The sequence below is a fragment of the Pseudomonas sp. SC11 genome (genome assembly GCF_047039205.1).
Taxonomy (GTDB): domain Bacteria; phylum Pseudomonadota; class Gammaproteobacteria; order Pseudomonadales; family Pseudomonadaceae; genus Aquipseudomonas; species Aquipseudomonas boreofloridensis.
In genome coordinates this window covers 4,263,909-4,290,046 of the sequence record NZ_CP178183.1, presented here as the reverse complement: position 1 = coordinate 4,290,046, position 26,138 = coordinate 4,263,909, and the positions used below count along the sequence as shown (strand labels likewise).

20 protein-coding genes are annotated in these 26,138 nt (G+C 62.7%); 11 read left to right on the top strand and 9 right to left on the bottom strand.

Annotated elements, in window-relative coordinates; genetic code table 11:
• Positions 1 to 45: 45 nt before the first annotated feature.
• The 7 genes from ACK2SD_RS19100 (at position 46) to pdxJ (ending at position 7,665) form a co-directional block, all read left to right on the top strand.
• Positions 46 to 1,464 (top strand): DegQ family serine endoprotease, encoded by a 1,419-nt coding sequence (locus ACK2SD_RS19100; RefSeq protein ID WP_412460583.1) that lies wholly within the window; start codon positions 46 to 48, stop codon positions 1,462 to 1,464.
• Between the two features lie 192 nt (positions 1,465 to 1,656).
• A complete protein-coding gene (gene lepA / locus ACK2SD_RS19095; RefSeq protein WP_029613914.1) occupies positions 1,657 to 3,456 on the top strand; it encodes a translation elongation factor 4 in 1,800 nt (599 codons plus the stop codon).
• 5 nt (positions 3,457 to 3,461) lie between these two features.
• Complete coding sequence (gene lepB / locus ACK2SD_RS19090; protein ID WP_029613915.1) at positions 3,462 to 4,316, top strand: signal peptidase I; 855 nt, start codon at positions 3,462 to 3,464, stop codon at positions 4,314 to 4,316.
• Positions 4,317 to 4,474: 158 nt separating this feature from the next.
• A complete protein-coding gene (gene rnc / locus ACK2SD_RS19085; protein WP_039575871.1) occupies positions 4,475 to 5,164 on the top strand; it encodes a ribonuclease III in 690 nt (229 codons plus the stop codon).
• Positions 5,157 to 6,059: a GTPase Era gene (era, locus tag ACK2SD_RS19080; protein WP_039575872.1), complete on the top strand. Its 903-nt coding sequence runs from the start codon at positions 5,157 to 5,159 to the stop codon at positions 6,057 to 6,059. The genes rnc and era overlap by 8 nt, the downstream gene beginning before the upstream one ends.
• A gap of 129 nt (positions 6,060 to 6,188) precedes the next feature.
• Positions 6,189 to 6,872, top strand: coding sequence for a DNA repair protein RecO (recO, locus tag ACK2SD_RS19075; RefSeq protein WP_295481308.1), 684 nt, complete (start codon positions 6,189 to 6,191; stop codon positions 6,870 to 6,872).
• 43 nt (positions 6,873 to 6,915) lie between these two features.
• A complete protein-coding gene (gene pdxJ, locus ACK2SD_RS19070) occupies positions 6,916 to 7,665 on the top strand; it encodes a pyridoxine 5'-phosphate synthase (protein WP_029614108.1) in 750 nt (249 codons plus the stop codon).
• Between the two features lie 31 nt (positions 7,666 to 7,696).
• On the opposite strand, the gene cmoB is transcribed toward pdxJ, so the two are convergent.
• A complete protein-coding gene (cmoB, locus tag ACK2SD_RS19065; RefSeq protein WP_412460582.1) occupies positions 7,697 to 8,653 on the bottom strand; it encodes a tRNA 5-methoxyuridine(34)/uridine 5-oxyacetic acid(34) synthase CmoB in 957 nt (318 codons plus the stop codon).
• The gene (gene cmoA / locus ACK2SD_RS19060; RefSeq protein ID WP_029614107.1) at positions 8,650 to 9,393 is read right to left on the bottom strand and encodes a carboxy-S-adenosyl-L-methionine synthase CmoA; all 744 of its coding nucleotides are present in this window, start codon (positions 9,391 to 9,393) and stop codon (positions 8,650 to 8,652) included. The genes cmoB and cmoA overlap by 4 nt, the downstream gene beginning before the upstream one ends.
• 247 nt (positions 9,394 to 9,640) lie before the next feature.
• Here cmoA and ACK2SD_RS19055 point away from each other — a divergent pair, with 247 nt between their 5' ends.
• Positions 9,641 to 10,828 carry an alpha-xenorhabdolysin family binary toxin subunit A gene (locus tag ACK2SD_RS19055; RefSeq protein WP_412460581.1) on the top strand — a complete coding sequence of 396 codons (1,188 nt, stop codon included), beginning with the start codon at positions 9,641 to 9,643 and terminating at the stop codon, positions 10,826 to 10,828.
• A gap of 11 nt (positions 10,829 to 10,839) precedes the next feature.
• Entirely contained in the window at positions 10,840 to 11,781 is a 942-nt protein-coding gene (locus ACK2SD_RS19050) for an alpha-xenorhabdolysin family binary toxin subunit B (RefSeq protein ID WP_412460580.1), read from the top strand.
• Positions 11,782 to 11,787: 6 nt separating this feature from the next.
• Here ACK2SD_RS19050 and ACK2SD_RS19045 read toward each other — a convergent pair whose 3' ends face one another.
• The 5 genes from ACK2SD_RS19045 to ACK2SD_RS19025 form a co-directional block, all read right to left on the bottom strand.
• Positions 11,788 to 12,180 (bottom strand): protease inhibitor I42 family protein, encoded by a 393-nt coding sequence (locus ACK2SD_RS19045; protein WP_029614103.1) that lies wholly within the window; start codon positions 12,178 to 12,180, stop codon positions 11,788 to 11,790.
• Positions 12,181 to 12,259: 79 nt separating this feature from the next.
• Entirely contained in the window at positions 12,260 to 14,680 is a 2,421-nt protein-coding gene (lon, locus tag ACK2SD_RS19040) for an endopeptidase La (RefSeq protein ID WP_412460579.1), read from the bottom strand.
• Between the two features lie 206 nt (positions 14,681 to 14,886).
• Positions 14,887 to 17,298, bottom strand: a complete 2,412-nt coding sequence (locus ACK2SD_RS19035; protein WP_039575891.1) for a glucose/quinate/shikimate family membrane-bound PQQ-dependent dehydrogenase — start codon at positions 17,296 to 17,298, stop codon at positions 14,887 to 14,889.
• 30 nt (positions 17,299 to 17,328) lie between these two features.
• Positions 17,329 to 18,675: a carbohydrate porin gene (locus tag ACK2SD_RS19030; RefSeq protein ID WP_412460578.1), complete on the bottom strand. Its 1,347-nt coding sequence runs from the start codon at positions 18,673 to 18,675 to the stop codon at positions 17,329 to 17,331.
• Positions 18,676 to 18,928: 253 nt separating this feature from the next.
• Positions 18,929 to 20,935: a TonB-dependent receptor gene (locus tag ACK2SD_RS19025; protein WP_412460577.1), complete on the bottom strand. Its 2,007-nt coding sequence runs from the start codon at positions 20,933 to 20,935 to the stop codon at positions 18,929 to 18,931.
• A 210-nt stretch (positions 20,936 to 21,145) separates the two neighbouring features.
• Between ACK2SD_RS19025 and ACK2SD_RS19020 the strand changes: the two genes are divergently transcribed.
• A complete protein-coding gene (locus ACK2SD_RS19020) occupies positions 21,146 to 21,367 on the top strand; it encodes a VF530 family DNA-binding protein (protein WP_116887687.1) in 222 nt (73 codons plus the stop codon).
• The gene (locus ACK2SD_RS19015; protein WP_412460576.1) at positions 21,364 to 21,999 is read left to right on the top strand and encodes a Pr6Pr family membrane protein; all 636 of its coding nucleotides are present in this window, start codon (positions 21,364 to 21,366) and stop codon (positions 21,997 to 21,999) included. Before ACK2SD_RS19020 ends, ACK2SD_RS19015 begins: the two co-directional genes overlap by 4 nt.
• 9 nt (positions 22,000 to 22,008) lie before the next feature.
• Here ACK2SD_RS19015 and ACK2SD_RS19010 read toward each other — a convergent pair whose 3' ends face one another.
• Both ACK2SD_RS19010 and ACK2SD_RS19005 read right to left on the bottom strand, forming a co-directional pair.
• Positions 22,009 to 22,770, bottom strand: a complete 762-nt coding sequence (locus ACK2SD_RS19010; protein ID WP_317871233.1) for a siderophore-interacting protein — start codon at positions 22,768 to 22,770, stop codon at positions 22,009 to 22,011.
• Positions 22,771 to 22,959: 189 nt separating this feature from the next.
• Entirely contained in the window at positions 22,960 to 26,076 is a 3,117-nt protein-coding gene (locus ACK2SD_RS19005; protein ID WP_412460575.1) for a transglycosylase domain-containing protein, read from the bottom strand.
• Positions 26,077 to 26,138 lie beyond the last annotated feature (62 nt).

Sequence of the window (26,138 nt, the reverse complement as noted above, 5' to 3'; positions counted from 1 at the left end):
GCTAATTACGCTCGTTGTGACGGGAGCCGTATGTCAATACCACGCATGAAATCCTACCTATCGATGTTCGCCGCCGTGCTGATGCTCGGCCAGGTGCTCACCGCCCAGGCGGAGGAGGCCCTGCCGGACTTCACCACATTGGTCGAGCAAGCCTCGCCAGCGGTGGTCAACATCAGTACCAAGCAAAAGCTGCCCGATCGTCGTGTGGCTGCCGGTCAGATGCCGGATCTGGAAGGTCTGCCGCCGATGTTCCGCGAGTTCTTCGAGCGCAACATGCCCCAGCAGCCGCGCTCGCCGCGCGGTGATCGTCAGCGCGAGGCGCAGTCGCTGGGCTCGGGCTTCATCATTTCCCCGGATGGTTATGTGTTGACCAACAACCATGTGGTCGCCGATGCCGACGAGATCATCGTGCGTCTCTCCGATCGCAGTGAGCTGCAGGCCAAGCTGGTGGGCACCGATCCGCGTACCGACGTGGCGCTGCTCAAGGTCGATGGCAAGAATCTGCCGACCGTGAAGCTGGGCGACTCGGAAAAGCTCAAGGTCGGTGAGTGGGTGCTGGCCATCGGCTCGCCGTTCGGCTTCGACCATTCGGTGACCAAAGGTATCGTCAGCGCCAAGGGGCGTACCCTGCCCAACGACACCTACGTGCCGTTCATCCAGACCGATGTGGCCATCAACCCAGGCAACTCCGGCGGCCCCCTGTTCAACATGAAGGGCGAGGTGGTGGGTATCAACTCGCAGATCTTTACCCGTTCCGGTGGTTTCATGGGCCTGTCGTTCGCCATCCCGATCGATGTGGCGCTGGATGTCTCCAACCAGTTGAAGAAAGACGGCAAGGTCAGCCGTGGCTGGCTGGGTGTGGTTATTCAGGAGGTCAACAAGGACCTGGCTGAGTCGTTCGGCCTGGACAAACCGGCCGGTGCGCTGGTGGCGCAGGTGCTGGAAAACGGTCCGGCGGCCAAGGGCGGTCTGCAGGTGGGTGACGTCATCCTGAGCATGAACGGCCAGCCGATCGTCATGTCCGCCGACTTGCCGCATCTGGTCGGAGGTCTGAAGGACGGTCAGAAAGCCAAGCTGGATATCATTCGCGAAGGCAAGCGCCAGACCCTGGACGTGACCATCGGTGCGTTGCCCGAGGACGATGCCGACATCGGCACGGGTGGCCAGGCCGGCGCCGAGCGCAACAGCAACCGTCTCGGTGTATCGGTGGCCGACCTGAGCGATGAGCAGAAGAAGTCGCTCGAACTCAAGGGCGGGGTGGTCATCAAGGAAGTGCAGGACGGTCCGGCGGCGCTGATCGGCCTGCGCCCAGGCGATGTCATCAGCCACCTGAACAACCAGGCGATCGGCTCGGCCAAGCAGTTCACTGAAATTGCCAAGGAACTGCCGAAGAATCGCTCGGTGTCCATGCGCGTACTGCGTCAAGGGCGTGCCAGCTTTATCACCTTCAAACTGGCCGAGTGATCGATTCAGTCTGAGAGAAGGGCAGCTGCGGCTGCCCTTTTTCACGAGTGGACCTGGTTTGACCTGAAAACCCCAATGCACCGAGCGGGTCAGCGGCGATACAGGAACCTCCCATATCCCGTCGGCTTGCGTTACAATGCCCGGCTATTTTTCGGCGGGCGTCCGGCTCGCAGCCTTATCGAGTGTTGATCTGTGAGTGATTTGAGTCATATCCGCAATTTCTCCATCATCGCCCACATCGACCATGGCAAGTCGACGCTGGCCGACCGTTTCATCCAGATGTGCGGCGGCCTGACCTCGCGCGAAATGGAAGCACAGGTCCTCGACTCCATGGACCTTGAGCGTGAACGCGGTATCACCATCAAAGCCCACAGCGTTACCCTGCACTACAAGGCGCAGGACGGCAAAACCTACCAGTTGAACTTCATCGACACCCCCGGTCACGTCGACTTCACCTATGAAGTTTCGCGTTCGCTGGCGGCGTGCGAAGGCGCGCTGCTGGTGGTCGATGCGGGTCAGGGCGTCGAGGCACAGTCGGTCGCCAACTGCTACACCGCCATCGAGCAGGGCCTGGAAGTGATGCCGGTGCTGAACAAGATGGACCTGCCCCAGGCGGATCCGGACCGCGTCAAGGACGAGATCGAGAAGATCATCGGCATCGACGCCACCGACGCCGTGGCGTGCAGCGCCAAGAGCGGCATGGGCGTGGACGAGGTGCTCGAGCGCCTGGTGCAGACCATCCCGGCGCCGGTGGGCGACATCGAGGCGCCGTTGCAGGCGCTGATCATCGATTCCTGGTTCGACAACTACCTGGGTGTCGTCTCGCTGGTGCGTGTGCGCCAGGGTCGCGTCAAGAAGGGCGACAAGATCCTGGTCAAGTCCACCGGCAAGGTGCACCTGGTCGACAGCGTCGGTGTCTTCACCCCGAAACACACGGCCACCGCTGACCTGAAGGCTGGCGAGGTGGGCTTCATCATTGCCAGCATCAAGGACATTCACGGGGCCCCGGTGGGTGACACCCTGACCCTCTCCTCGACGCCTGAAGTTCAGGTGCTGCCAGGCTTCAAGAAGATTCAGCCGCAGGTCTACGCAGGTCTGTTCCCGGTCAGCTCCGACGACTTCGAGGACTTCCGCGATGCCCTGCAGAAGCTGACGCTCAACGACTCGTCGCTGCAATACATGCCGGAAAGCTCCGACGCCCTGGGCTTCGGCTTCCGTTGCGGCTTCCTCGGCATGCTGCACATGGAGATCATTCAGGAGCGCCTGGAGCGCGAATACGACCTGGACCTGATCACCACCGCGCCAAGCGTGATCTACGAGCTGGAGTTGAAGACGGGTGAAACCATTGTCGTCGACAACCCCTCCAAGCTTCCGGACGTCTCGGCGGTTACCGACTTCCGCGAACCGATCGTCACCGCAACCATCCTCGTTCCCCAGGAACACTTGGGCAACGTGATCACCCTGTGCATCGAGAAGCGTGGCGTGCAGCGCGACATGCAGTTCCTCGGCAGCCAGGTGCAGGTGCGCTACGACATGCCGATGAACGAGGTGGTGCTGGACTTCTTCGACCGCCTCAAATCCACCAGCCGTGGTTACGCCTCGCTGGACTATCATTTCGATCGCTACCAATCGGCCAACCTGGTCAAGCTGGACGTGCTGATCAACGGCGACAAGGTCGATGCCCTGGCATTGATCGTGCACCGCGACAACGCGGCCTATAAAGGCCGTGCGTTGACCGAGAAGATGAAGGAACTGATTCCTCGGCAGATGTTCGATGTGGCGATCCAGGCAGCCATCGGCGGTCAGATCATTGCGCGGACCACTGTCAAGGCGCTCAGAAAGAACGTACTGGCCAAGTGTTACGGCGGCGATGTGAGCCGTAAGAAAAAACTGCTGGAGAAGCAGAAGGCCGGTAAGAAACGCATGAAGCAGGTGGGCAACGTGGAGATTCCACAGGAAGCCTTCCTTGCTGTGCTCAGGTTGGATAGCTAGGTCCTATGTCGCTAAATTTCCCGCTGTTGCTCGTCATCGCCGTAGCCGTCTGCGGTCTGTTGGGTCTGATCGATCTGCTGTTCCTGGCGCCGCGCCGGCGAGCGGCGATCGCCAACTACCAGGGCAGCGTCAGCCAGCCCGAAGTGGCCGTCGTCGAGCGCCTGAACAAGGAGCCGTTGCTGGTCGAATACGGCAAGTCCTTCTTCCCGGTGCTGTTCATCGTGCTGGTGTTGCGCTCGTTTCTGGTCGAGCCCTTCCAGATTCCTTCGGGGTCGATGAAACCGACCCTGGAAGTGGGCGACTTCATCCTGGTGAACAAGTTCTCCTACGGTATCCGTCTACCCGTGATCGACAAGAAGGTCATCGAGGTGGGTGATCCGCAGCGCGGGGACGTCATGGTGTTCCGCTATCCGAGCGATCCGAACGTCAACTACATCAAGCGTGTGGTCGGCCTGCCGGGCGACCGGATCCGCTACACCAACGACAAGCGCCTGTACGTCAACGACCAGTTGGTCGCCGAGCAGTTGGTCGGCAGCGAAGCTGGCTCGCTGGGTAGCGCCGAGCTGTACAAGGAAAAACTCGGCGAAACCGAGCATCTGATCCGCAAGGAAATGAGCCGCTACCGCATGCCGCCGGACCAGCAATGGACCGTACCGGCCGGGCACTACTTCATGATGGGCGATAACCGCGACAACTCCAATGACAGCCGCTTCTGGGACGACCCGAACATCCCTCGCGAGCTGCATGGCATGGTCCCGGACCGCAACATCGTCGGCAAGGCCTTCGCGGTGTGGATGAGCTGGCCAGAGCCCAAGCTCAGCCACTTGCCGAACCTGTCGCGGGTGGGTCTGATCCATTGATACCCCTCGGCGCTGTCCACGGACGGCGCCGAATGCATTTCTGACATAGGCTGTGTTCTCAGGGATGAATCAATCCAGCGCCACGTTGTGGTGCGACACGGCCAAACAGTCTTTCAGGATGTTGATTTGAACGCGTTTAACAACGATGGGGTGGCCGCATGAGCGCTTCCCTCGAGCGCCTCGAGCGCAAGCTCGGCTACACCTTCAGGGACCGGGAGCAGATGCTCCTGGCGCTGACGCACCGCAGCTATGCCGGGCGCAACAACGAGCGCCTGGAGTTTCTTGGCGATGCCATTCTCAACTTCGTGGCTGGTGAAGCGCTGTTCGAGCGTTTCCCCCAAGCGCGAGAAGGCCAGCTTTCGCGTCTGCGCGCTCGCCTGGTCAAGGGTGAAACACTGGCCCGTCTGGCACGCGGCTTCGACCTGGGCGAGTACCTGCGCCTGGGTTCGGGCGAGCTCAAGAGCGGCGGCTTCCGGCGTGAGTCGATCCTGGCCGACGCCCTCGAAGCCCTGATCGGCGCCATCTACCTGGACGCCGACATGCAGACCGCCCGCGAGCGCATCCTCGCCTGGCTGGCGGGCGAGTTCGATGGCCTGACCCTGGTCGATACCAACAAAGATCCCAAGACCCGCCTGCAGGAGTTCCTGCAATCGCGTGCCTGCGAGTTGCCGCGCTACGAAGTGGTGGACATCCAGGGCGAACCGCACTGCCGTACGTTCTTCGTCGAATGCGAAGTGGTGCTGCTGAACAACAAGAGCCGTGGACAGGGCGTTAGCCGGCGTATCGCCGAGCAAGTCGCTGCCGCCGCCGCACTGATCGCCCTGGGCGTGGAGAATGGCAATGACTGAGAACACCCCGACCCGTTGCGGCTATGTGGCCATCGTCGGCCGTCCCAACGTGGGCAAGTCCACGCTGCTCAACCATATTCTCGGGCAGAAGCTGGCGATTACGTCGCGCAAGCCGCAGACCACGCGCCACAACATGCTCGGCATCAAGACCGAGGGCGATGTGCAGGCGATCTACGTCGACACCCCCGGCATGCACAAGGCCAACGACAAGGCCCTGAACCGCTACATGAACCGTAACGCATCGGCGGCCTTGAAAGACGTCGATGTGGTGATCTTCGTGGTCGACCGTACCCGTTGGACCGATGAGGACCAACTGGTGCTCGAGCGTGTCCAGTACGTGGAAGGCCCGCTGATCCTGGCGGTCAACAAGACCGACCGCATGGACGAGAAAGCCGAGTTGATCCCACACCTGCAATGGCTTCAGGCGCAACTGCCGAAGGCCGAAATCGTGCCGATCTCGGCGCAGCAGGGGCATAACCTGGAGTCTCTCGAGGCACTGATCGCCAAGCACCTGCCCGAGAACGAGCATTTCTTCCCGGAAGACCAGATCACCGACCGCAGCAGCCGTTTCCTCGCCGCCGAACTGGTCCGTGAAAAGATCATGCGTCAGCTCGGTGCCGAGCTGCCGTACCAGATCACCGTGGAAATCGAAGAGTTCAAGCAGCAGGGGCATGTGCTGCACATTCACGCCCTGATCCTGGTCGAGCGTGACGGCCAGAAGAAGATCATCATTGGCGACAAGGGCGAGCGCATCAAACGCATCGGCTCCGATGCGCGCAAGGACATGGAGGTGCTGTTCGACGCCAAGGTCATGCTCAACCTCTGGGTCAAGGTCAAGGGCGGCTGGTCCGATGACGAGCGGGCGCTGCGCTCGCTGGGTTACGGCGACCTCTAAACGGCTCGCGACGGCGCGGCTTTCTATGAGTGCGTAGGCAGGCGCTGCGATTGACCTGGGAAAGCGGCGCTGTCGCCGCTTCCATGGGGTCACCCGCGCCTCCCGGTATCTTCGCTGCGTGAGATCGCCATGGACCAACCCACACCACAACTCGCCTACGTCCTGCACAGCCGCGCCTACAAGGAAACCAGTGCGCTGGTGGATTTTTTCACGCCCCAGGGCCGTGTGCGTGCCGTCTTGCGCCGGGCGCGGGGCAAGGGCGGCAGTTCCATGCGGCCGTTCGTGCCGCTGGAGCTGGAACTGCGCGGGCGCGGCGAGCTGAAGAATGTGGGGCGCATGGACACCGTCGGCCTCGCCGGTTGGCTCAACGGCGACGCGTTGTTCAGCGGCTTGTACCTCAATGAGTTGCTGATGCGCCTGCTTCCTGCCGAAGCCCCTTATCCCGCCTTGTTCGAACACTACGGTCTTACCCTGCAAGCGCTGGCGGCGGGTCGCCCCCTCGAGCCGCTGCTGCGTGCGTTCGAGTGGCGCCTGCTCGATGAGTTGGGCTACGCGTTTTCCCTGACCGAAGATGTCGACCAGGCCCCAGTGGTTGCCGAAGGACTGTACCGGCTGCAGGTGGATGCCGGGCTTGAGCGTGTCGAGCTGTTCCAGCCCGGACTGTTCAATGGCGCGCAGTTGCTGGCGCTGTCCGAGGCCGAGTGGGAAGCGCCGGGCGCCTTGCTGGCCGCCAAGCGCCTGATGCGCCAGGCATTGGCGGTCCACCTGGGGGCCAAGCCACTGGTCAGCCGCGAACTGTTTCGCAAGCGCTGAGCACGACGTATGCTGTGGGGCTCAATCTTCAGGAGAGCCTTTCGTGACTCAGAGCAACCGCATCCTTCTCGGCGTCAATATCGACCATGTGGCGACCTTGCGCCAGGCCCGCGGCACTCGCTATCCGGACCCGGTCAAGGCAGCGCTGGACGCCGAGCAGGCGGGGGCCGACGGTATCACCGTGCACCTGCGCGAAGACCGTCGGCATATCCAGGAGCGCGACGTGCTGCTGCTCAAGGATGTCTTGCAGACACGCATGAACTTCGAAATGGGCGTCACTGAAGAGATGATGGCCTTTGCCGAGAAGATTCGCCCGGCGCACATTTGCCTGGTGCCTGAAACGCGCCAGGAACTGACCACCGAGGGCGGGCTGGACGTGGCCGGCCAAGAGCAGCGGATCAAGGCCGCTGTGGAGCGCTTGTCGCGCACCGGCGCCGAAGTGTCCTTGTTCATCGATGCCGATGAGCGTCAGATCGAGGCGTCGCGCCGGGTCGGTGCGCCGGCCATCGAACTGCACACCGGGCGCTACGCCGATGCCCAGACCCCTAAGGAGGTGGCCGAAGAGCTCGAACGTATCGTTCAGGGCGTCGCTTTCGGTTTGGCTCAGGGTCTGATCGTCAATGCCGGCCATGGCCTGCATTACCACAACGTCGAAGCCGTGGCGGCCATTGAAGGCATCAATGAGCTGAACATCGGCCATGCGCTGGTGGCGCACGCACTGTTCGTCGGTTTCCCGGCCGCCGTTGCCGAGATGAAAGCGCTGATGCTCGCTGCGGCGCCGCGCCGCAACTGAATGCAGTGCCCCTTGGGGCACTTGCGGCTCTCTATTTGCGCGCCAGCAACGTGGCTCGGCGCGGCGCTGGCAGGCCTTCGATGGTCTTGCTGTGGTCGGCAGGGTCGAGGAAGTCGCTGAGCGACTGGTAGCGCATCCAATCGGTGCTGCGCTGTTCCTCGACGCTGGTGACGCTGACATCCACGCAGCGCACATCGCTGAAACCTGCCCGGCGCAGCAGGCGCTCCAGGGCCGGCACCGACGGCAGGAACCAGACGTTGCGCATCTGCGCGTAACGGTCTTCGGGCACCAGCATTTGTTGCGCGTCACCTTCGATCACCAGCGTTTCCAGCACCAGTTCGCCGCCTTTGACCAGGCAGTCCTTCAGCGCCAGCAGGTGCTCGATTGGCGAGCGACGGTGGTAGAACACGCCCATCGAGAACACTGTGTCGAACCCTTCCAGATTGGCCGGCAGTTCTTCCAGGGCGAACGGCAGGTGCCAGGCCGGGAGGTGCGGGAGGTATTTACTGACAGCCTGGAACTGGCAGAAGAACAGCCAGTTCGGGTCTACCCCGACCACCAGGTCGGCGCCGGCGCCGAGCATGCGCCACTGGTAGTAGCCGTTGCCGCAGCCGACATCCAGCACGCGTTTGCCGCTGAGGTTCAGGTGCGGGCTGACCCGCGACCACTTCCAGTCCGAGCGCCATTCGGTGTCCACATGCACGCCGAACAGCTCGAACGGCCCCTTGCGCCAGGGCGACAGCCCCATCAGCGCCTGATGCATCTGCGCACGGCTGGCGGCATCGCAGTCGCTGTCCAGGCGCAGGCCGTCGACCAGGTCGAGGGTGCTCGGCGTCAAGGCGGGCAGCGCGTCCAGCGCGCCACGCCAGCGTTCCAGGTCGCCGTGGCCTTTTTCCAGCTTGGCATCCAATTGCGCTTGCAGGCCTTGGGACCAGCGAGCCAGTGGGGTGCCCGCCAGACGGCGGACGAGGGGAGACAGATCGATCATGGCAGGGCTATCAGCGAGGCGAAGTTGAGGCATTGGAACCAGGGCACCACCTTGGAGAAACCGGCGGCGCGCAGGCGCTGCTCGTGGGTCTCCAGAGTGTCAGGCTTCATGACGTGCTCGATGGCGCTGCGTTTCTGGGCAATTTCCAGTTCGCTGTAGCCATTGGCACGCTTGAAGTCCAGGTGCAGTTCGTTGAGCAGGTCGTGGGTCTGCGCGTCGTCGAAGCGCAGCTTTTCCGAGAGCACCAGTGCGCCACCGGGTAGCAGCGCCTGGCGGATGCGGGCCAGCAGGTCGAGGCGTTCGTCTGGGGCGATGAATTGCAGGGTGAAGTTCATTGCGACGAACGACGCCGGCTCCAGCGACAGCGCCAGGATGTCGGCCTCCAGTACCTGCACCGGCAGCAGTTCCTGGAACATGGAGTCCTGGGCGGTGAGGTACTGGCGGCAGCGCTCGACCATCGCTGCCGAGTTGTCCACCGCCATGACCCGGCAGCCGTCAGCGCGCACATGACGACGCAGCGATTGAGTCACGGCGCCCAGCGAAGCGCCCAGGTCATACAAGACGCTATGCGGTTGGGCAAAGCGCGCACCCAGCACACCGATGTTCTCGACGATGGTCGGATAGCCGGGCACCGAGCGCTTGATCATGTCCGGGAACACGCGCACGACGTCTTCGTTGAAGACGAAGTCGGGTACCTGTTCCAGAGGCTGGGCGAATAGGCGGTCTGAGGGGTGGCTCACAGCGGGCTCGTGCAGTGGGTTGAAGGAGGCACATTCTAGCGAAAATCAGGGAACGCCGTCTGCGTGGCAGAGCAGTCTCGGGGCATTTGTCAGTTTGTCCAATGATCAATGATCTGGCAGAGAGCAGTGTGTTTTCCTTCCACAGGCTGAGCACCGTCCTGACTTCGTGAGCGGCCGTAGACCGTTAGATTGGTTCCTCAGTAACGCGCTCTCAACTGCAGAAGAGTGTGAGTAGAGGGGAATAATCATGGCGACTGATGTAACTGAGCAGCGGGCGGAGAATTCTGCTTCAAAAGCGAGTCTGCCTTTCGATAAGCTCACAGTGGATGAACGGGTCGAGTTCATCCCTCAGCAAATTTTCGATTTCAAAAAGAAAGAGCCGGCTTTTCTATTCAGTCAAGACAACCTGCGCACCATCAAACGCTACCAGAGGGCGGTACGACTGCTGCCCAGAGAGCGGCGAGAGATGGAGGCGAACGTAAACTTTACTGCCTTGGCAATCAGTGCAGATGACTTCTGGTCCTTCCATGAGAATCTGCATCAGCATGTGGATGCGTGGGACGGCGTAGAAGATGCCTGTAAAACAATGGGTGGCGATTTACAGGTCTTTTCCGAAAACTTTATCACTGAAGGTGTGAAGTTTATTGCCGAACTGAAGAACACGCAGGCAATGGACACGCTGTTGCCAGCGATTCCGGCCGACAAGATTCCGAGGGCCGCGCTCTCGACAGCGGACATCACATCACTGAAGTCGGCGATCGATCTCTACTTGCCGACCATCCAAGATGAAATTACGGAAATGCTCGCCACCATTCGCCACGTCAAGGCGCTGGTCGATCATTTCGGTGAGCAGATCGACAAGGTCTTGCATCCCAAGGGCTCTGGTCTCTTGGCATGTTTGAAGAAAGAAAGTGTCGACAAGAAGATTGCTACGATCGGCGAGCAGTTGATCGCGCTCGACACTGAGATTGAAAAAAAGGTGGCTCAATATGACAAATTGGTCGGCACGGCGTTTTTCGGGATTGCGTTCGGTCCGATCGGTTTGATCGTGACCGGAGGTATTTACGGTGCGCAAGCGGAAGTGGTGCGTAAGGATAAGAATGCATTGATCGAAGAGCGCGATATGTTGGCTACGCAGCAACGTGAACTGTTGGCCGAAATCGAAAATTTCGTGGCCTTGAAGAGGATGGTCACGGACATTAACTTCAGGTTGGTGGAAGTTCGTGCAGCCACCAAGAACTTGGAAGATGTCTGGGTGCTGTTGGAGTCCTACATGTCCGCTTCGATTAAAAAAGCCACCGCCGTTTCCAGTAACGTGGAACTGAAAAAGTTTATTGTGCAGTTTGAACGCGTCCTCTCGCCTTGGACCAATATTTTGAATATCTCCAAGCAGCTCTCGGCGATCTTCAACGAAGCACTGGGCGACGCCCTTTAAGGATGAATAATATGAAGAGTGCGAATGTCGAAACACCGTTGCCCGATGCCAAAGCGATGCTCAACATCGAGCGACAGGCGTTTCAGATTTCCCACCATGGGATCGAATTGCTCATTCCCGCTGTACGCGAACGCTTGCAGGACATCGCCGAAACCATCAAAAAGGCCAATGCGCGTTTTTGTGGGAATGTCACGCAGGGCCTGATCGATCTCAATCTCGACTTGGACCCGCTTGGCAGTGTCGCTACCGCCGAGCTCGATGAGGACGAACTCGTGACCCTGCGCGCCGACGTGCAGACGACTATCCGGCAGGTGCTGGCCAGCGTAGAGGCTGTGCGCACGTACTCGGCACCTGAGCTCACTGAACTGCAGCGAACGGCGATACAAGACCTGCAGGAGAACGACAAGACGTTCAAGCAGGTCCAGAGCACGGTCAATACGCGCGAAGCCAAGTTGGCGGAGATAGACGATAGCCTTGCCACGCTCAATACGCCGACGGTCCGTCAAGCGCTGAGGAACCTGATTCCCGACGACAAGGACATCGATGTCATTCTGGGTCAAATGCAGACGCCTGGTATATCCCCGGATCTGATCAAGGCTGCCGTTGGCAAGCTGAACACGCATCTGGATCTACTGGAGCAGGGCCGTGAATACGCCAAAGTACTTGCGGTCAGAGCACAGATGGCGGACAAACTCAAGCAGGAGCAGCAGAACCTGGCTGGTCTCAAAGCGCAGCTGGCGCAGAATAACGAAGTGATCACCCAATACGGCAGGGCCGGCGAACTGCTCGAGCTCCGCCGGCGGTGGTTGGTGCAGGGATCACTGTTCGTGGATGGGTGGAGTGCCGTGGATTCCGTCCTGAACAGCAAGGTAGAAGCGGGGCCTCTGTTAGTTGCCTTGCAAGCCGCGCGCGACTACCTGCTGACCGTGCGCAGACGCATTGAGGCGGTTTGATGCGGGTCATCTGACCCTGATCGCGCACTCGAATGTCTGCACCGGTTGCACTTCAGGCGCCCACGGTTGCTGATAGACCAATACCAGGTTGCCATCTCCCGGCGCGCTGGCCTGGAAACGCCAGGTGGATGTCCCGGCAACACCGACCAGACCGCTTTCTTCAGGGCTGCTGTACACCTCTGGACCGAGGCTGCGCAGCACGCTCGAAGCGGGATCCTTGACCTGCCAGCGGTATCCGGTAGTCGGATTGCTGGTCAGGGTGAGGGTCAGGTTCTGGCCTGGCGCCAAGCGCTTGGGGCATTCGCTCTCGGCGTCCAGTTCGACGGTCTGCCGGGACTGCTGGGCGCAGGCGGTCAGCAATGCAAGGCTCATGGGAAGCAATAGGCGGGGGAGGGTCATGGTGTCTCCTCAGGCGACGATGGCCTGAGGATAACCGAAGCGGGTGAACCTGTGGGGCCGGCGCGCGGCCCCCGGCCGATCAGAACAGCACTTTCGCCACGTCGGCGAAGCGTTTGGCGAAATGCACCGTCAAACCTTCGCGCAGGTACGCCGGCAGTTCCTCGAAGTCGCCCCGGTTGGCCTCGGGCAGGATCAACTCGTGGATTTTCTGCCGCCGTGCAGCGATCACTTTCTCGCGCACGCCGCCGATGGGCAGCACCTGGCCGGTGAGGGTCAGCTCGCCGGTCATGGCCACGCCCTTTTTCGGCGCCTGATCGCGGGCCAGCGACAGCAGTGCACTGGCCATGGTCACGCCTGCGCTCGGCCCATCTTTCGGCGTAGCCCCCTCGGGTACGTGCAGGTGAATGAAGGCCTCATTGAAGAAGCCCGAATCGCCACCGTATTGCTTGAGGTTGGAGCTGACATAGCTATAGGCGATTTCGGCGGACTCTTTCATCACATCTCCCAGCTTGCCGGTGAGCTTGAAGCCGCGATTGAGGGTGTGCACGCGCGTCGCCTCGATCGGCAGCGTAGCCCCGCCCATGCTGGTCCAGGCCAAGCCTGTGATCACGCCTTTGCCCGACAGCACCTGTTCGCTGCGAAACACCGGCATGCCCAGTGCCGGTTCCAGTTCCTTGGGACCGATCTTGAGTTTGGCGTCGGGATTGTCCAGCAACTTGACCACGGACTTGCGCACCAGTTTACCTAGCTGTTTTTCCAACTGACGCACGCCGGCCTCGCGGGCATAGCCCTCGATCACCAGGCGCAGTGCGCTGTCGGAGATGCTCAGGCTGGTCTTGGCCACACCCGCTTTGTTCAGTTGCTTGGGCCACAGGTGGCGCTTGGCGATGGCCACCTTCTCTTCGGTGATGTAACCGGAGAGGCGGATCACTTCCATGCGGTCGAGCAGCGGGCCGGGGATCGAGTCGAGGGTGTTGGCGGTGCAGACGAACAGCACCTTGGACAGGTCCAGGCGCAGGTCCAGGTAATGGTCGAGGAAGTCGACGTTCTGCTCTGGATCGAGGGTTTCCAGCAGCGCCGAGGCGGGGTCGCCCTGGTAGCTCTGGCCCATCTTGTCGATCTCGTCGAGCATGATGACCGGGTTCATCACTTCGACGTCCTTCAGCGCCTGCACCAGTTTGCCGGGCTGGGCGCCGATGTAGGTGCGGCGGTGGCCCTTGATCTCGGCCTCGTCGCGCATACCGCCGACGCTGAAGCGGTAGAACGGCCGGCCCAAAGATTCGGCAATGGACTTGCCAATGCTGGTCTTGCCCACGCCGGGTGGGCCGACCAGCAGCACGATGGAACCGCTGATTTCACCTTTCCAGGCGCCGACGGCGAGGAACTCGAGAATGCGCTCCTTGATGTCGTCCAGACCGGCGTGGTGTTGGTCGAGCACTTTGCGCGCGTGCTTGAGGTCGAGCTTGTCTTGGCCATAGAGGCCCCACGGCAACGCGGTGGCCCAGTCCAGGTAATTGCGGGTGACGGCATACTCAGGCGAGCCCGTCTCGAGAATGGCCAGCTTGCCCATTTCCTCGTCGATGCGTTTTTTCGCCTGATCGGGCAGGGTCTTGCCTTCCAGGCGCTGCTCGAACTGTTCGAGGTCGGCGCTGCGGTCGTCCTTGGTCAGCCCCAGTTCCTGCTGGATGACCTTGAGCTGCTCTTTGAGGAAGAACTCGCGCTGGTGCTCGCCGATCTGCCGGTTTACCTCGGCGGAAATTTCGTTCTGCAGGCGCGCGACCTCCACTTCCTTGCGCAGCATCGGCAGGACTTTTTCCATGCGTTTGAGCATGGGCACGCAATCGAGCACTTCCTGCAACTGATTGCCGGTGGCCGAGGTGAGGGCCGCGGCGAAGTCGGTCAACGGCGAAGGGTCGTTGGGGCTGAAGCGGTTGAGGTAGTTCTTCAGCTCTTCGCTGTACAGCGGATTGAGCGGCAGCAGTTCCTTGATGGCGTTGATCAGCGCCATGCCGTAGGCCTTGACTTCGTCGTTGGGCTCGGTGGGCTGACGCGGGTACTCGACTTCCACGAGATAGGGCGGGCGATGATGCTTGAGCCAGGTGCGAATGCGCACACGGGTCAGTCCTTGAGCGACGAACTGCAGCTTGCCGCCCTCGCGACTGGCGTGGTGGACCTTCACCAGGGTGCCGTACTCGGGCAGCGCCTTGGTGTCGAAGTGCCGGTGGTCTTCGGCTGGGGTGTCCATGAAGAACAGCGCGAGGGTGTGATGATCGGTCTTGGCGACGAGGTCGAGGGTTTCCGCCCAGGGCTCTTCGTTGACGATCACCGGCAGCACCTGCGCGGGGAAGAACGGGCGATTGTGAATGGGGATCACATAGACTTTGTCCGGCAATTGCTGGCCGGGCAGGGCGAGGGCATGGCTGGTACTGGACTTGGCGTCGATATGCTCGACTTCGTCGTGCTCGTCGGGGTGATCAGGAAAATCCTGCTGGTCGCTCATGGGGCACCTGCGTGAATGGCTATGGTGCTTAGATGGGGCGAATGGCTCTGGGTTTCAAGCGGTGCGCGCTTGGCGCGCACCGAGCCGCTCGCAGCTCGCTGCGAGCTTCAAGCTGCAAGCTTCAAGCGGCAAGAAAAAGCGGGACCGCGCAGGCCCCGCTTTTGCTATCCAGCTTGCAGCTTGCCGCTCGCTTACAAGCCCGCGCGCTAGCGCGCGAGCTTGTAAGCGATGATGTAGTCGCCCATCCGCGTGCCCAGCGAGCCGTGGCCGCCGGCGACGATCAGCACATACTGCTCGCCATCCTTGCCGGTGTAGGTCATCGGTGTCGCCTGGCCGCCGGCCGGCAGGCGGGCGCTCCACAACTGCTTGCCGTCGTTCACGTCATAGGCGCGCAGGTACTGGTCCAGCGTGCCGCTGAGGAAGCCCACGCCCCCAGCAGTGACGATCGAACCGCCCATGCTCGGCACGCCCACCGGCAGGCCGATCGGCACCGGGGTGCTGTCACGGGTGGTGCCGTTCTTGTGCTTCCACACCACCTTGTGGGTGAACAGGTCGATGGCGGCCACATAGCCCCAGGCCGGAGCCTGGCACGGTACGCCCAGCGGCGACATGAACGGATGCATGGTCACCGCGTAAGGCGCACCCGTGTTCGGCTGGATACCGCTGGTTTCGCTTTCACGCTTGCTGTCGGCGGCGACCTGGTCGCGCGGGATCATCTTCGACACGAACGCCATGTAGTTCGGCGAGGTGAACAGCAGTTGGCGCACCGGATCGACCGACACGCCGCCCCAGTTGAACACTCCCACGTTGCCCGGATACACCAGCGTGCCCTGCTCGGACGGCGGGGTGTACTGACCCTCGTAGCGCAGCTCGCGGAACTGGATGCGGCACAGCATCTGGTCGAACGGCGTGGCGCCCCACATGGCCTGCTCGGTCAGTTCAGGGCCGAGCAGGTTGAGGTCGGAACGGGCCTGGGTCGGCGCGGTGAAGTCGCCTTTGACGGCACCCTGCGGCACCGGAATCTCGCGGATCGGCACGATCGGCGTACCGTTGCGGCGGTCGAGCACGTACAGGCTGCCCTGTTTGGTCGGCACGATCACGGCCGGCTTGACGCCGTCGTCGGTCTTCAGGTGGACCAGGGTCGGCTGGCTGCCGACATCCATGTCCCACAGGTCGTGGTGAGTGAACTGGTAGTTCCAGCGGGCCTTGCCGGTGGCCAGGTCGAGGGCGACGATACCCGCGCTGTATTTCTCGGCGCCTGGCGTGCGGTCGGCACCGTACTGGTCAGGCATCTGGTTGCCCAGCGGCAGGTAGACCATGCCCAGCTCTTCGTCGACGCTGGCCAGCGACCACATGTTGGCCGAGTTGCGGCTGTAGGTCTTTCCAGGCGCCAGCGGTTGGGTGTCGTCGGGGTTGTTGCTGTCCCAGTTCCACACCAGGTGACCGTCGTGCACGTCGTAGGCGCGAATCACCCCGGACGGCTCGTTGGTCGACTCGTTGTCGGTGACATGACCGCCGATGATCACCAGGTCGCGGGTCACGGCCACCGGCGAGGTGGAATAGTAGCCGCCGGCGGTGAACGGACCGATGCCTTGGGTCAGGTCGATGGCGCCCTGGTTGGCGAAGCCTTCGCAGACTTTGCCGTTGTCGGCGTTGATGGCGATCAGGCGGGCGTCGGCAGTGGGCAGGTACAGGCGGCGCGGGCAGGCTTGCGCCACGGCCTGGCCGGCGGCGGAAATGGCCGGCACGGGGCTGCCGTCACGGCTGACGTAGCGGTTTTCGTCGTAATACGACACGCCGCGGCAGGTCATATGGGCGAAGCCCTTGAAGGTGCCCACCGAGCTCTTGATCTGCGGATCGAAGCGCCAGATTTCGGCACCGGTGTCCGGGTCCAGGGCCAACACCTTGCTGTGCGCGGTACAGGCATAGAGCATGCCGTTGACCTTGAGCGGGGTGTTTTCGTTGGTCAGCTCGACCGGGTCGTTGTCGCTGGGCAGATCACCGGTGCGGATGCGCCAGGCTTCCTCCAGGCGATTGACGTTCTGCGCGGTGATCTGGCGCAGCGGCGAGTAGCGGTCGCCGAACTCGGTGCGACCGTAGGCCTGCCAGTCGCCATCGGGCATCGACGGCGCGGCACTGGCCATTTCGCTGCTGTCGCGCCCCAGTTCCCCGGCAATTTCCCCGGGATGGGTGAATTGGCTGGCCAGGGCGCTGGCGCCGGCGGCGACCACCGCCACGCTGAGCAAGGCGCCGTTGACTGTCGACGCCGGGCCGCGCAGGGGACGACGTGCCCATGGCAGCAGCAGAATAACGCCCAAGGCGAACCACAGCGCCAGACGCGGCACCAGTTGCCACCAGTCCAGGCCCACTTCCCACAGTGCCCAGGCCGTACTGGCCAGCAGCACGGCGCCGTACAGGCCCAGGCCGATGCGACGCAGGGCGATCAGCAACACGCCCGAGAGGGCGAAGCCGATACCGCCGATCAGGTAATACAGCGATCCGCCCAACTGGCTGAGCTTGACGCCACCGGCGATCAGGGCGAGGCCCATCAACAGCAGCAATACGCCGATCAGGCGCGGTAGCCAGCGGGTTCCAGAGGTAGCACCGTCAGTGCTCATCGTAGCTTCTCCGTTCATTCAAGGTGAGGTTCAGAAACTGCTTTGGATCTTCACGCCGCCGACCAGTGCATCGTCGACCCGCGACACCCCGCCCGGATGGCGGATGTACTGCAGGTTCGGGCGCACGGTGAGCCAGTCGGCCAGATGGATGCCGTAGTAGAGTTCGGCGCTGTATTCGGTGTCCTGGACAGGCAGGAAGCCGGGATTGTCATAGTCGTTCACGGCGTTGGCCTGGTTGGCCAGGCGGGCGTTTTTGCGGTAGGCGGGGTTGACGTGCACGCGCGCCAGGGCGAAGCCGATGTCGTCCTTGGCACGGACGTCGAACGGTCCCTTGTACACCACACCCGCCTGAACATAGTTGTCGATGACATTGGTCTTCTTGTCGTGCATCGTCGCGTTGGCGAACAGGCTCAGGCCGCGCGAGGCGTCGGAGGCGAGCGAGGTCACCTGCTGTTGGGCTCCGAGCCACAGGCCATGCTTGCTGGCGCTGCTGCGGTAGGCCTGGCCACTGAGGGCAGCGGGCTGGCCGTTGCGGTCTCGGTAAACATCCTGTGCCTTGGCATTACTGTAGTAGTAGCCGGCGCGATATTCCCCTTTCAAGCCATTGACCTGCGGGCTCCACACCAGTTCTATCGGCATCAGCGCGCCTTGCGTACCGCTGCCGCTGAGCTTGAAGCCGTTGCCGGTATCCAGGTTGGAGGGGTTCTGCTCGAACACGCCGACTTGGGCGTAGAGGTCATCGTGTAGGTTGTATCTGACACGCAAGGCCCATTGACTGACCGGCCAGTTGTACCAGATGCCACCGACCCAGTTGCCCACCTGCGAGCCGCAGAAGGCCAGGTTCTGGAAGTCGCAGGGGAAGCTGTTGAAGTCCTCGCCTTCGCCGAAGCGGCCGACCTTGATGTCCAGCGCACCGTCGAAGTACTTCTGCTTGAACCACATCTGCGTCAGCCGCCAGGTCTGGCCACGGCCCCAGACTTCCTGGGCGGAGGTGAAGCCGCCGACGCGCGGGTCGTTGATGCGGTCGTTGCTGATGTTGCGACCACTGCGCTCGGTGACGGTGAGCTGGAACTCGCTGGCTTGCCAGCCGAGCAGTTTCTGCAGATCGAAGTGGGTGCCCAGGGTGAATTGGTCGCTGTAGCGCGCGGTGCGGTCATGGTCGAAACCGCCATGCAGGTTGCTGCCCATCTCGCCGGTGTAGCCGAGGGTGAAGTCGTAGCCTTGTTGCTGCAGTCGTTGGCGCGCGCCGCCCCAGTCGCCGAGCATCCAGGGCGAGTCGGCGGAGAACGGCGCCTGGGCGCTGGCAGGCGTGGCGAAGCTGGTCAGCAGGACCGCCAGGGCGGTGCCGGGGAGTCGGTATTTCGGCAGTTGGAGCATGAGATAGCGCTGTCTTATTGATTATCGAAAATACGCAAGCGCATCAAAGAGTTGCTCTCTTCGATGTTGATGGCTGCAAGGAATGGTGAGTGAAGCGTTTCAGCGTGCGGCGGGGAGGATATAGAGGAAGCGAGCGGAAAAAAAGACAAAATGTCGCAGGGGATTGTTGTGATGCGGTTAACAGTCGACTGAAAGGGGGACCTGTTCCCGCCACGGGGCAGGAACAGGGATTGGCGTGCCGAATGCCAGGGTCTCAGAAACGTGTGGTCAGGCCCACTTCGACGCTGCGCCCAGGTGCCGGGGCGATGTCACGCAGGATCGAGCTGGCGTAGCGCACGGTCTGGTTGGTCAGGTTTTCACCGCGCACGAAGGCCAACCATTGGCTTTGACCGATATCGAAGTGGTAACCCACGCTGGCGCCGAGGGTGGTGTAGCCGTCGGTGCTGGTTTCATTGGCCGGTTTACGGTGCTGCGCGGCGGCATGCTGCACATCGACGCGCGCTTGCCAGCGGTCCAACTCCCACAGCAGCCCGCTGTTGACCCGCAGCGGCGCGATGCGTGGCAGCGGCTCGCCAGTGTCGAGGTTCTTGGCGCGGGTATAGTCGCCGGACAGTTCCAGGGCGAAGCTGCCGTAGCGGTTCTCCAGCAGCTTCCAGTGGTCCTGGGCTTCGACGCCGTAGAAGCGTGCGCGCACGCCCGAATAGAGGTATTCGGGAATGGTCTCGTCGTCCTCGCCTTCGCGCTGGATACCGCTGCCGATCAGGCCGATGTAGTTGCGGAAGTGACTGTAGAACACCCCGACGCTGCCTTTATGGGTGCCGTTGTCGAAACGCAGGGCCAGATCGCCGGAAATGGCCTTTTCCTTGTTCAGGTTGGGGTCGCCGACTTCATAGGTGCCGGTCGCCACATGAGCACCGTTGGCGTACAGCTCGTAGAAGGTCGGGGCGCGTTCGGTGTAGCCCAGGCTGGCGGCCAGCGCCCAGACCGGATCGAGCTGGTAGACCGCGCCGGAGGACAAGCTCGCCGCATTGAAACTGTTGGTGCTGTCGGCATCGACGAAACGCTCGTTGCCCTTGCCATCCGGATCCACGCGGGTGTGTTCCAAGCGTGCGCCCAGGCTCAGGTTCAGGCGTTCGGTGGCCTGCCACTGTTCGAGCATGAACACGGCCAAACTGTCGGTATCGGTCTGCGGTACGAACGCCTCTTCACCCAGGGCCGAGAATTCGTTACGGCTGACTTGGGCACCGATCACGCCTTCGACCGGCCCCAGCGGCTGATGACGCGCTTCGATGCGGGCCTCGTAGCCTTTGTTCTTGAAGGTGGTGCCGACTTCGCCGTCCTCGATCTCGCGGTGCTGGTACTCGGTGTATCCCGCGTCGACCTTGATCGAGCTGAACGGCCCTTGCAGGTCGCGCAGTTCGGAGGCGAAGGCATAGTGGTCCTGCTCCATGTCCAGACGCACGCCGGGCTCGGCCACCGAGCCGTAATTGCCGTCATAGCGGCTGTAGGACAGGCCGGCATAGCCGTGATCCCACTGGTAGGAACCGCCGATGGCGCCGCCGTCCTGACGACCGTCGCTGTTCTCCAGACGGTGTTTCGAACCGGGTTCGTCGGCATCGCGCACCTTGCTGCTGCGCGCGTAGCCGGGAATGCGCAGGTCGTTGAACTGGCGGCTGTTGGCATCCAGGTGCAAGGCAAAGGTGCCATCGCCCGCTTCCAGTTTGCCGGCGCTGCTGCGTGTGGTGTCGGCGCCGCCATAGCGCAGTTCGCCTGCGCCGTGGATGCCGTCGATGGGCGAATCGGGGATGCGGTTGTCGAATGTATTGATTACCCCGCCGATGGCGTTGCCGCCATACAGTAGCGCCGCGGGGCCGCGGACGATCTCGATGCGCTCGACGTTCACTGGGTCCAGCGGCACGGCATGGTCGTAGGACAGCGACGAGGCGTCCAGCGCGCCGACGCCATTGCGCAGGATGCGAATGCGGTCGCCGTCAAGACCGCGGATCACTGGACGGCTGGCGCCCGGACCGAACCAGGTGGAGGCGACGCCAGGCTGCTTGTTCAGGGTTTCGCCCAGGCTGCCTTGCTGCTGCTGTAGCAGGGTGTCGCCTTCGAGCACGGTGCTGGGGGCGGCGAGCTGGCTGTTGCCCAGCGGGTTGGCGGTGATCACCTGGGGAGCGAGTTCCACCGCCTGGCCAGGCGATGAAGCCAGCCACAGGGCGATGGCGAGAGGGGATAGGTGCAGAGGTTTGGACAGCATGGTGAAGTGACGTTCCTTGGCAGAGGATATGAATTGATACAATATAACATTGCCATTTCATCACGACCGTATTGTCTCTGGCCAGGAATTTGTGCACGCCTTCGTCAAGGCGTGTGTGAAAGTGTCGGCGCGCGGGCGTTTGGCGCCGAATCGACCGCCACCGGCCGCCTACACTGGTGTAAGGTGCGCATCTTTGGACAGGAGCGCTGCATGAGCACGGCCCAACACACTGCGTTGCACGGCAAGACACTGGAGCAGATCCTCACCGAACTGGTGGCCCATTACCAATGGCAGGGCCTGGCCGAGCGTGTGGATATCCGCTGCTTCAAAAGCGATCCGAGCATCAAGTCGAGCCTGACGTTTCTGCGCAAGACGCCGTGGGCGCGGGAAAAGGTCGAGCAGTTGTACGTCACGCTGCAGCGCCGCAGTTGAGGTGGCCGCGTCCTTGGCTGAGCGTGGCGGCCTGGCTGGGTTGGACAGGGTTGGCGGTGCAGTTGTATCTGGTGCTGTGGTCGCGCTGGCAGGAGCAGGCCAGCTTGATCGGCGGCCTGATCAACCTGTTCGGTTTCTTTACCGTGCTGAGCAACACCTTGGTGGCGACGGTGTTGAGCTATGCCGCCTTTGGCCGCGAGTCGCCGGCGCGGCGCTGGTTCCTGCGCCCGGCCGTGAGTGCCGGTGTGCTGGTGAGTATCGTGCTGGTGGCGCTGGCCTACAGCCTGCTGCTGCGCAACCTCTGGCACCCGCAAGGCTGGCAGCGCCTGGCCGACGAGCTGCTGCACGATGTGATGCCAGGGGTGTTCGCGTTGTACTGGTGCCTGGCGGTGCCCAAGGGGCACTTGCGGCTCTGGCACTTGGGCGCCTGGACGCTTTACCCGCTGCTGTATTTCCTGTTCATCCTGTGGCGCGGGCATGAGATCGGGGTCTATCCCTATCCCTTCGTCGACGTCGCCAGCCTCGGTTACGCCCAGGTGATGCTCAACGCGTCGGGCGTGCTGGCAGGGTTCTGGGCGATCGGGCTGGCGTTACTGGGCGTGGACCGGCTGTGGTCACGGCGACACGCCTGATCAGCCGCCTCATTCATCGTCCGCGGCGCCATCCGCTCGCCAGTAGGCGGCCGCTTTCAACGCGTCTTCTGCAACCCCTTTGTCCAGCAACAGCGCCTTGACCTGGCGGGTCAGCGTTTTCTCCAGTGCCACCCAGGCATACAGCCGGCCTTGCGGCAGTGCCAGATGCTCGACGAAATCAGCCACGTTTTCTGCCTGGCGCCGCAGCCAAATCACCTCCACTTGGGCCTGGCTCGGCAGCGCCTGGCGCTCCTGTTCATTCTCGATTTCTATCACCGCCAGTACCTGACGCCCGGCCGGCAGGGTTTCCAGGCGCCTGGCGATGGCGGGAATGGCGGTCTCGTCGCCGATCAGCAGGTAGCTGTCGAAGATGTCCGGCACCACCATCGACGCGCGCGGACCAGCGATGTCGAGGGTCTGGCCGGGTGCAGCTTGAGCGGCCCAGGTGGAGGCGGGGCCGTCGCCGTGCAGGACGAAATCGATGTCCAGCTCCAGGGCCTGGAGGTCGATGCGCCGCGGGGTGTACTCGCGCATGGTCGGCCGCACGCTGCCGTCGCGGCCGAGGCTGCGGGTGTCGATCGCCTGCTGTTGCTCGGGGGTGCAGCCGAACAGCACCTTGACGTGGTCGTCACTGCCCAGGCTGGTGAAACCAGCCAGTTCCGGGCCACCGAGGGTGATGCGGCGCATGCGTGGGGTCAGGTCGGTGACCCGCAGCACATGCAGGTGGCGTTGGCGGATTTCGTGGTTGACGCGGTGGATGGTATCGCTCATGGGGACCTCGGCGTTCCGGTCGCTCTCGGCGCGCCCCCAGCTCAGTGGGGCTGAAAAGGATCGTGGGGTTCACGCCCGTTGAGAACGACCCTGGGTAGAGAGACGTCGCGACAGCTTACGCCACCGATATCCAGGCTCAAGCCTTAAATGCGGATGATTATCATCTGTTTTTTCGATGCGTAAGGCCGTTCAGCGCAGGGCTAACCGAGGCGCCTTGCATTCATTGGGGTTTCCCGGCTCCAGATAAGGCATGAGGATCGGTGCCATGCCCTTGAGCACCTGTACCGGCAGGGCCGAGGTGAACGTGAAGGCTTCGGCGCTGGGGCCGGGAACGAAGGCCGTGAGCGTACCGAAGTGGTTATCGCCGAGGAAGAACACGAACGTGGCGGTGCGGTTGAGCGAGCGCGAGGCGATCAGTCGCCCGCCCGCGCCGTAGCTTTGCAGACGGTTGTCGCCGGTGCCGGTCTTGCCGCCCATCACCAGCGAGGTGCCGTCTTGCAGCTTGAAGCTGCCGGAGATGCGCCGCGCGGTACCGGCATCGACCACTTGCGACATGGCGCCTTTGAGGGCGCGCGCCACCTCCACCTTAAGAATGCGCCGGCCCCTGTCCGGATCGCTGACAAGCTGGGTTTCGTAGGGGGTGTCGGCGGCGAAATGCAGGGTGTCGATACGCAGGGTCGGCAGGCGTACGCCATCGTTCTGGATGATCCCCACCAACTCCGAGAGCGCGGCAGGCCGGTCGCCCGAGCTGCCGATGGCCGTGGCCAGCGACGGCACCAGGTGATCGAACGGGTAGCCGACGCGTTTCCAGCGTTGATGGATGTCGAGGAATGCCTCGATCTCGACCATGGTGCGGATGCGGCTGTCGCGTGCGCCCTGATGGCGACTCTTGAACAGCCAACTGTAAACCTCCTGGCGCTCGAAGCGGCTGGCCTTGACCATGTCGGCGGCGCTCGCACCTGGGTTGCGCAGCAGATAGCCCAGCAGCCACAGGTCCAGTGGGTGCACCTTGGCAATGAAACCCTGGTCGGGCAGGTCGAATTTGCCGGGACCGTAGGCCGCGTACATCTCGGCCAGGCGTCCGTCGTTGAGCCTGGCCATGGCGGCCTTGTCCTTGGTGGCATGGGCGCGCACGAAGGCGTTGAAGGTGTCCTGGCTGGCGTCGGGGAACAGGTAGCGATGCACTGCGGCCAGGCGCTGCGGGGTCACGCGCATGCCATCGAGGAAGGTGTCGAGGCGCTGCTGAGAGGTCTTGCGCTGGTACTTGCGCCAGAAACGCATCAGGTAGTTGGTGCCTTCCCGGTCGGCGAAACGTGCCAGGTATTCCTGGCGACGTGGGTCGGCATCATCCTTGAGCAGCGGCTCGCGGTTGTAGGGCTGCTGGTAGGTGACGTAACGCACCAGGTCGCGCATCAGGCGGATGAAGGGCAGGTTGATCGACTCGCGCAAGGCGTCCTTGAGGCTGGGGTTGCGACCGTTGTCCTCGCGGCGAAAGTTGTTGAAGCGGTGCAGACCGCCGCCAGTGAAGAAGGCTTCGCCGGTGTTGGCCGAATAGGTGCGCTCCAGCGCCGCATCGAGCATGGCGTCGAGGTTCTGATCCTTGTTGTTCTGCATCAACCACTGCAGCGACCACTGGCTGATGCGGTCCAGATCGGCCACCGGCACTTTGCGCAGGTCGGCCACTGACTTGCCGGCGTACTGGTCGTGCAGCTCAGCGATGATTTCCAGATAGGTGGTCAGTACCCGCAACTTGGCGGTGGAACCGAGTTCCAGCTTGCTGCCCTCGTTGATGTCGAACGGCTGGTTGGTGCTGTCGGTCTGCACCCTGACCCGCGAGCCATCGGCGGTGCGCTCGAACAGGGTGAAGCTGTAGCTGACCTGGTCGGTGGTGCGACTGGTCAGCAGGCGCTCGCCGATCAGGCCCATCTGCGCCGCGAACGCGGGGTCGGCGAGGTTCTTCAGGTACTGGCTGACCTGGGTCTGCAACTCGGCCTGCAGGGTGCTGGTGGCCGACAGGTCGAGGCGGTCGAGGTCGTACAGCGGCCGATCGAGCATGGCTGCCAGGCGGTTACGGGCCAGACTGATGCCTTTGTTGGTGACGATTGGCACGATGGTCGGCTGCGCCACCCAGTCGCGGTAGACCGCCTTGCTCGCCAGCGCGGCCTCGGCCAGCGGGCGGTCGACGATGGCGTTGGCGGCGAGCACACGGATGTGCGCATCGGTCAGTTCGGCCAGTTCTTCTCGACCCTTGGACAGGTAATGGGAGGGCCGGCGCTGGGCGATCATCAGCGACAGCACCTCGCGCAAGGCCAGGCCGCGTGCAGCCAGGCTCTGCGCGTCCGTGGCGCTGGCGGCCAGCGCCTGGTTCACCTCGGCGAAATCGGCGCCGTACCAGACCCGCAGTCCTTCGGCCAGACCATGCACCTCGCCGTGCCCAGGCACTGCCGACAGCGGCACGCTGTTGAGGTAGTCGCGCACGATGCGCTGGCGCGCCACGGTGGTGTCCGTACCGCCCTGATAAGCGCGCACGCTCGCGGAAATCATCTGGCGAATTTTTTCCGCCCCGCTGACCGTCAGACCGTCCGGTGAATGGCGGTACTTTTCCAACTGCGTAGCCAAGGTGCTGCCACCGGCCGACTGCCCCGGCAGGGCCAGGTGCTTGGCCACCTGGCTGTAGGCGGCCTTGGCGAAACGCGGCCAGTCCACCGCCGGGTTGCTGCGCGGGTTGCTAGGGTCGAGCAGGTCACGGTTCTCGATGAACAGCAGGCTGTTGACGATCACCGGCGGTATGTCCGTGAAGCGATCGTACAGGTACTGGGGATAACGGTACTGGTAGAGGGCATCGCCACGGCAGTCGGTGATCGACAATCCGGCCTGATCCTTTTCCACGTAGGGGACGAACAGGCCGTGATCGACATAGCGCATCAGTGCCGGGGAGAAGCGCACCTGTTCGCTGATCAGGTAGTCGCGCTTGAGCAACCTTGGCAGGAACTGGCCCAGGGCACTGTAGCCCAGGCGCTTGTCGAACGGGCCGTCGCCTGGGTAGACGATGGCGTCGCTCGGGCCGCGCTCGAGCGAATAGGTGAGGGTACTGGCCAGCGCGCTGAACTCGCGCGATTGCAGGTGCGAAGTCTGCACCTCTTCACGCACGGCCAAGCCCGCTGCCACCAAGGCCACCAGCACGATCAGAACGATCAGGCGCCACCACAGGCGGCGTTGACGAGGCGTCTTCGGCTGGGGGGCATCGGCCAGAGGTGGTTCGGTCGCTTGGGTGCTGCTCTGTTCCGAGTGCCACAGTACGCCCATAGTGTTCCAGTCCGGCCAGGTAGTTTCGTCTTGCTTGTCTGAAGCTTAGACGCTGACCGGGT

Coding starts and splice junctions, on each gene's coding strand:
- ACK2SD_RS19100 (WP_412460583.1), top strand. CDS start 46: ATGAAATCCTACCTATCGATGTTCGCCGCCGTGCTGATGCTCGGCCAG.
- lepB (WP_029613915.1), top strand. CDS start 3,462: ATGTCGCTAAATTTCCCGCTGTTGCTCGTCATCGCCGTAGCCGTCTGC.
- rnc (WP_039575871.1), top strand. CDS start 4,475: ATGAGCGCTTCCCTCGAGCGCCTCGAGCGCAAGCTCGGCTACACCTTC.
- era (WP_039575872.1), top strand. CDS start 5,157: ATGACTGAGAACACCCCGACCCGTTGCGGCTATGTGGCCATCGTCGGC.
- recO (WP_295481308.1), top strand. CDS start 6,189: ATGGACCAACCCACACCACAACTCGCCTACGTCCTGCACAGCCGCGCC.
- cmoB (WP_412460582.1), bottom strand. CDS start 8,653: ATGATCGATCTGTCTCCCCTCGTCCGCCGTCTGGCGGGCACCCCACTG.
- ACK2SD_RS19055 (WP_412460581.1), top strand. CDS start 9,641: ATGGCGACTGATGTAACTGAGCAGCGGGCGGAGAATTCTGCTTCAAAA.
- ACK2SD_RS19050 (WP_412460580.1), top strand. CDS start 10,840: ATGAAGAGTGCGAATGTCGAAACACCGTTGCCCGATGCCAAAGCGATG.
- ACK2SD_RS19045 (WP_029614103.1), bottom strand. CDS start 12,180: ATGACCCTCCCCCGCCTATTGCTTCCCATGAGCCTTGCATTGCTGACC.
- lon (WP_412460579.1), bottom strand. CDS start 14,680: ATGAGCGACCAGCAGGATTTTCCTGATCACCCCGACGAGCACGACGAA.
- ACK2SD_RS19035 (WP_039575891.1), bottom strand. CDS start 17,298: ATGAGCACTGACGGTGCTACCTCTGGAACCCGCTGGCTACCGCGCCTG.
- ACK2SD_RS19030 (WP_412460578.1), bottom strand. CDS start 18,675: ATGCTCCAACTGCCGAAATACCGACTCCCCGGCACCGCCCTGGCGGTC.
- ACK2SD_RS19025 (WP_412460577.1), bottom strand. CDS start 20,935: ATGCTGTCCAAACCTCTGCACCTATCCCCTCTCGCCATCGCCCTGTGG.
- ACK2SD_RS19020 (WP_116887687.1), top strand. CDS start 21,146: ATGAGCACGGCCCAACACACTGCGTTGCACGGCAAGACACTGGAGCAG.
- ACK2SD_RS19010 (WP_317871233.1), bottom strand. CDS start 22,770: ATGAGCGATACCATCCACCGCGTCAACCACGAAATCCGCCAACGCCAC.
- ACK2SD_RS19005 (WP_412460575.1), bottom strand. CDS start 26,076: ATGGGCGTACTGTGGCACTCGGAACAGAGCAGCACCCAAGCGACCGAA.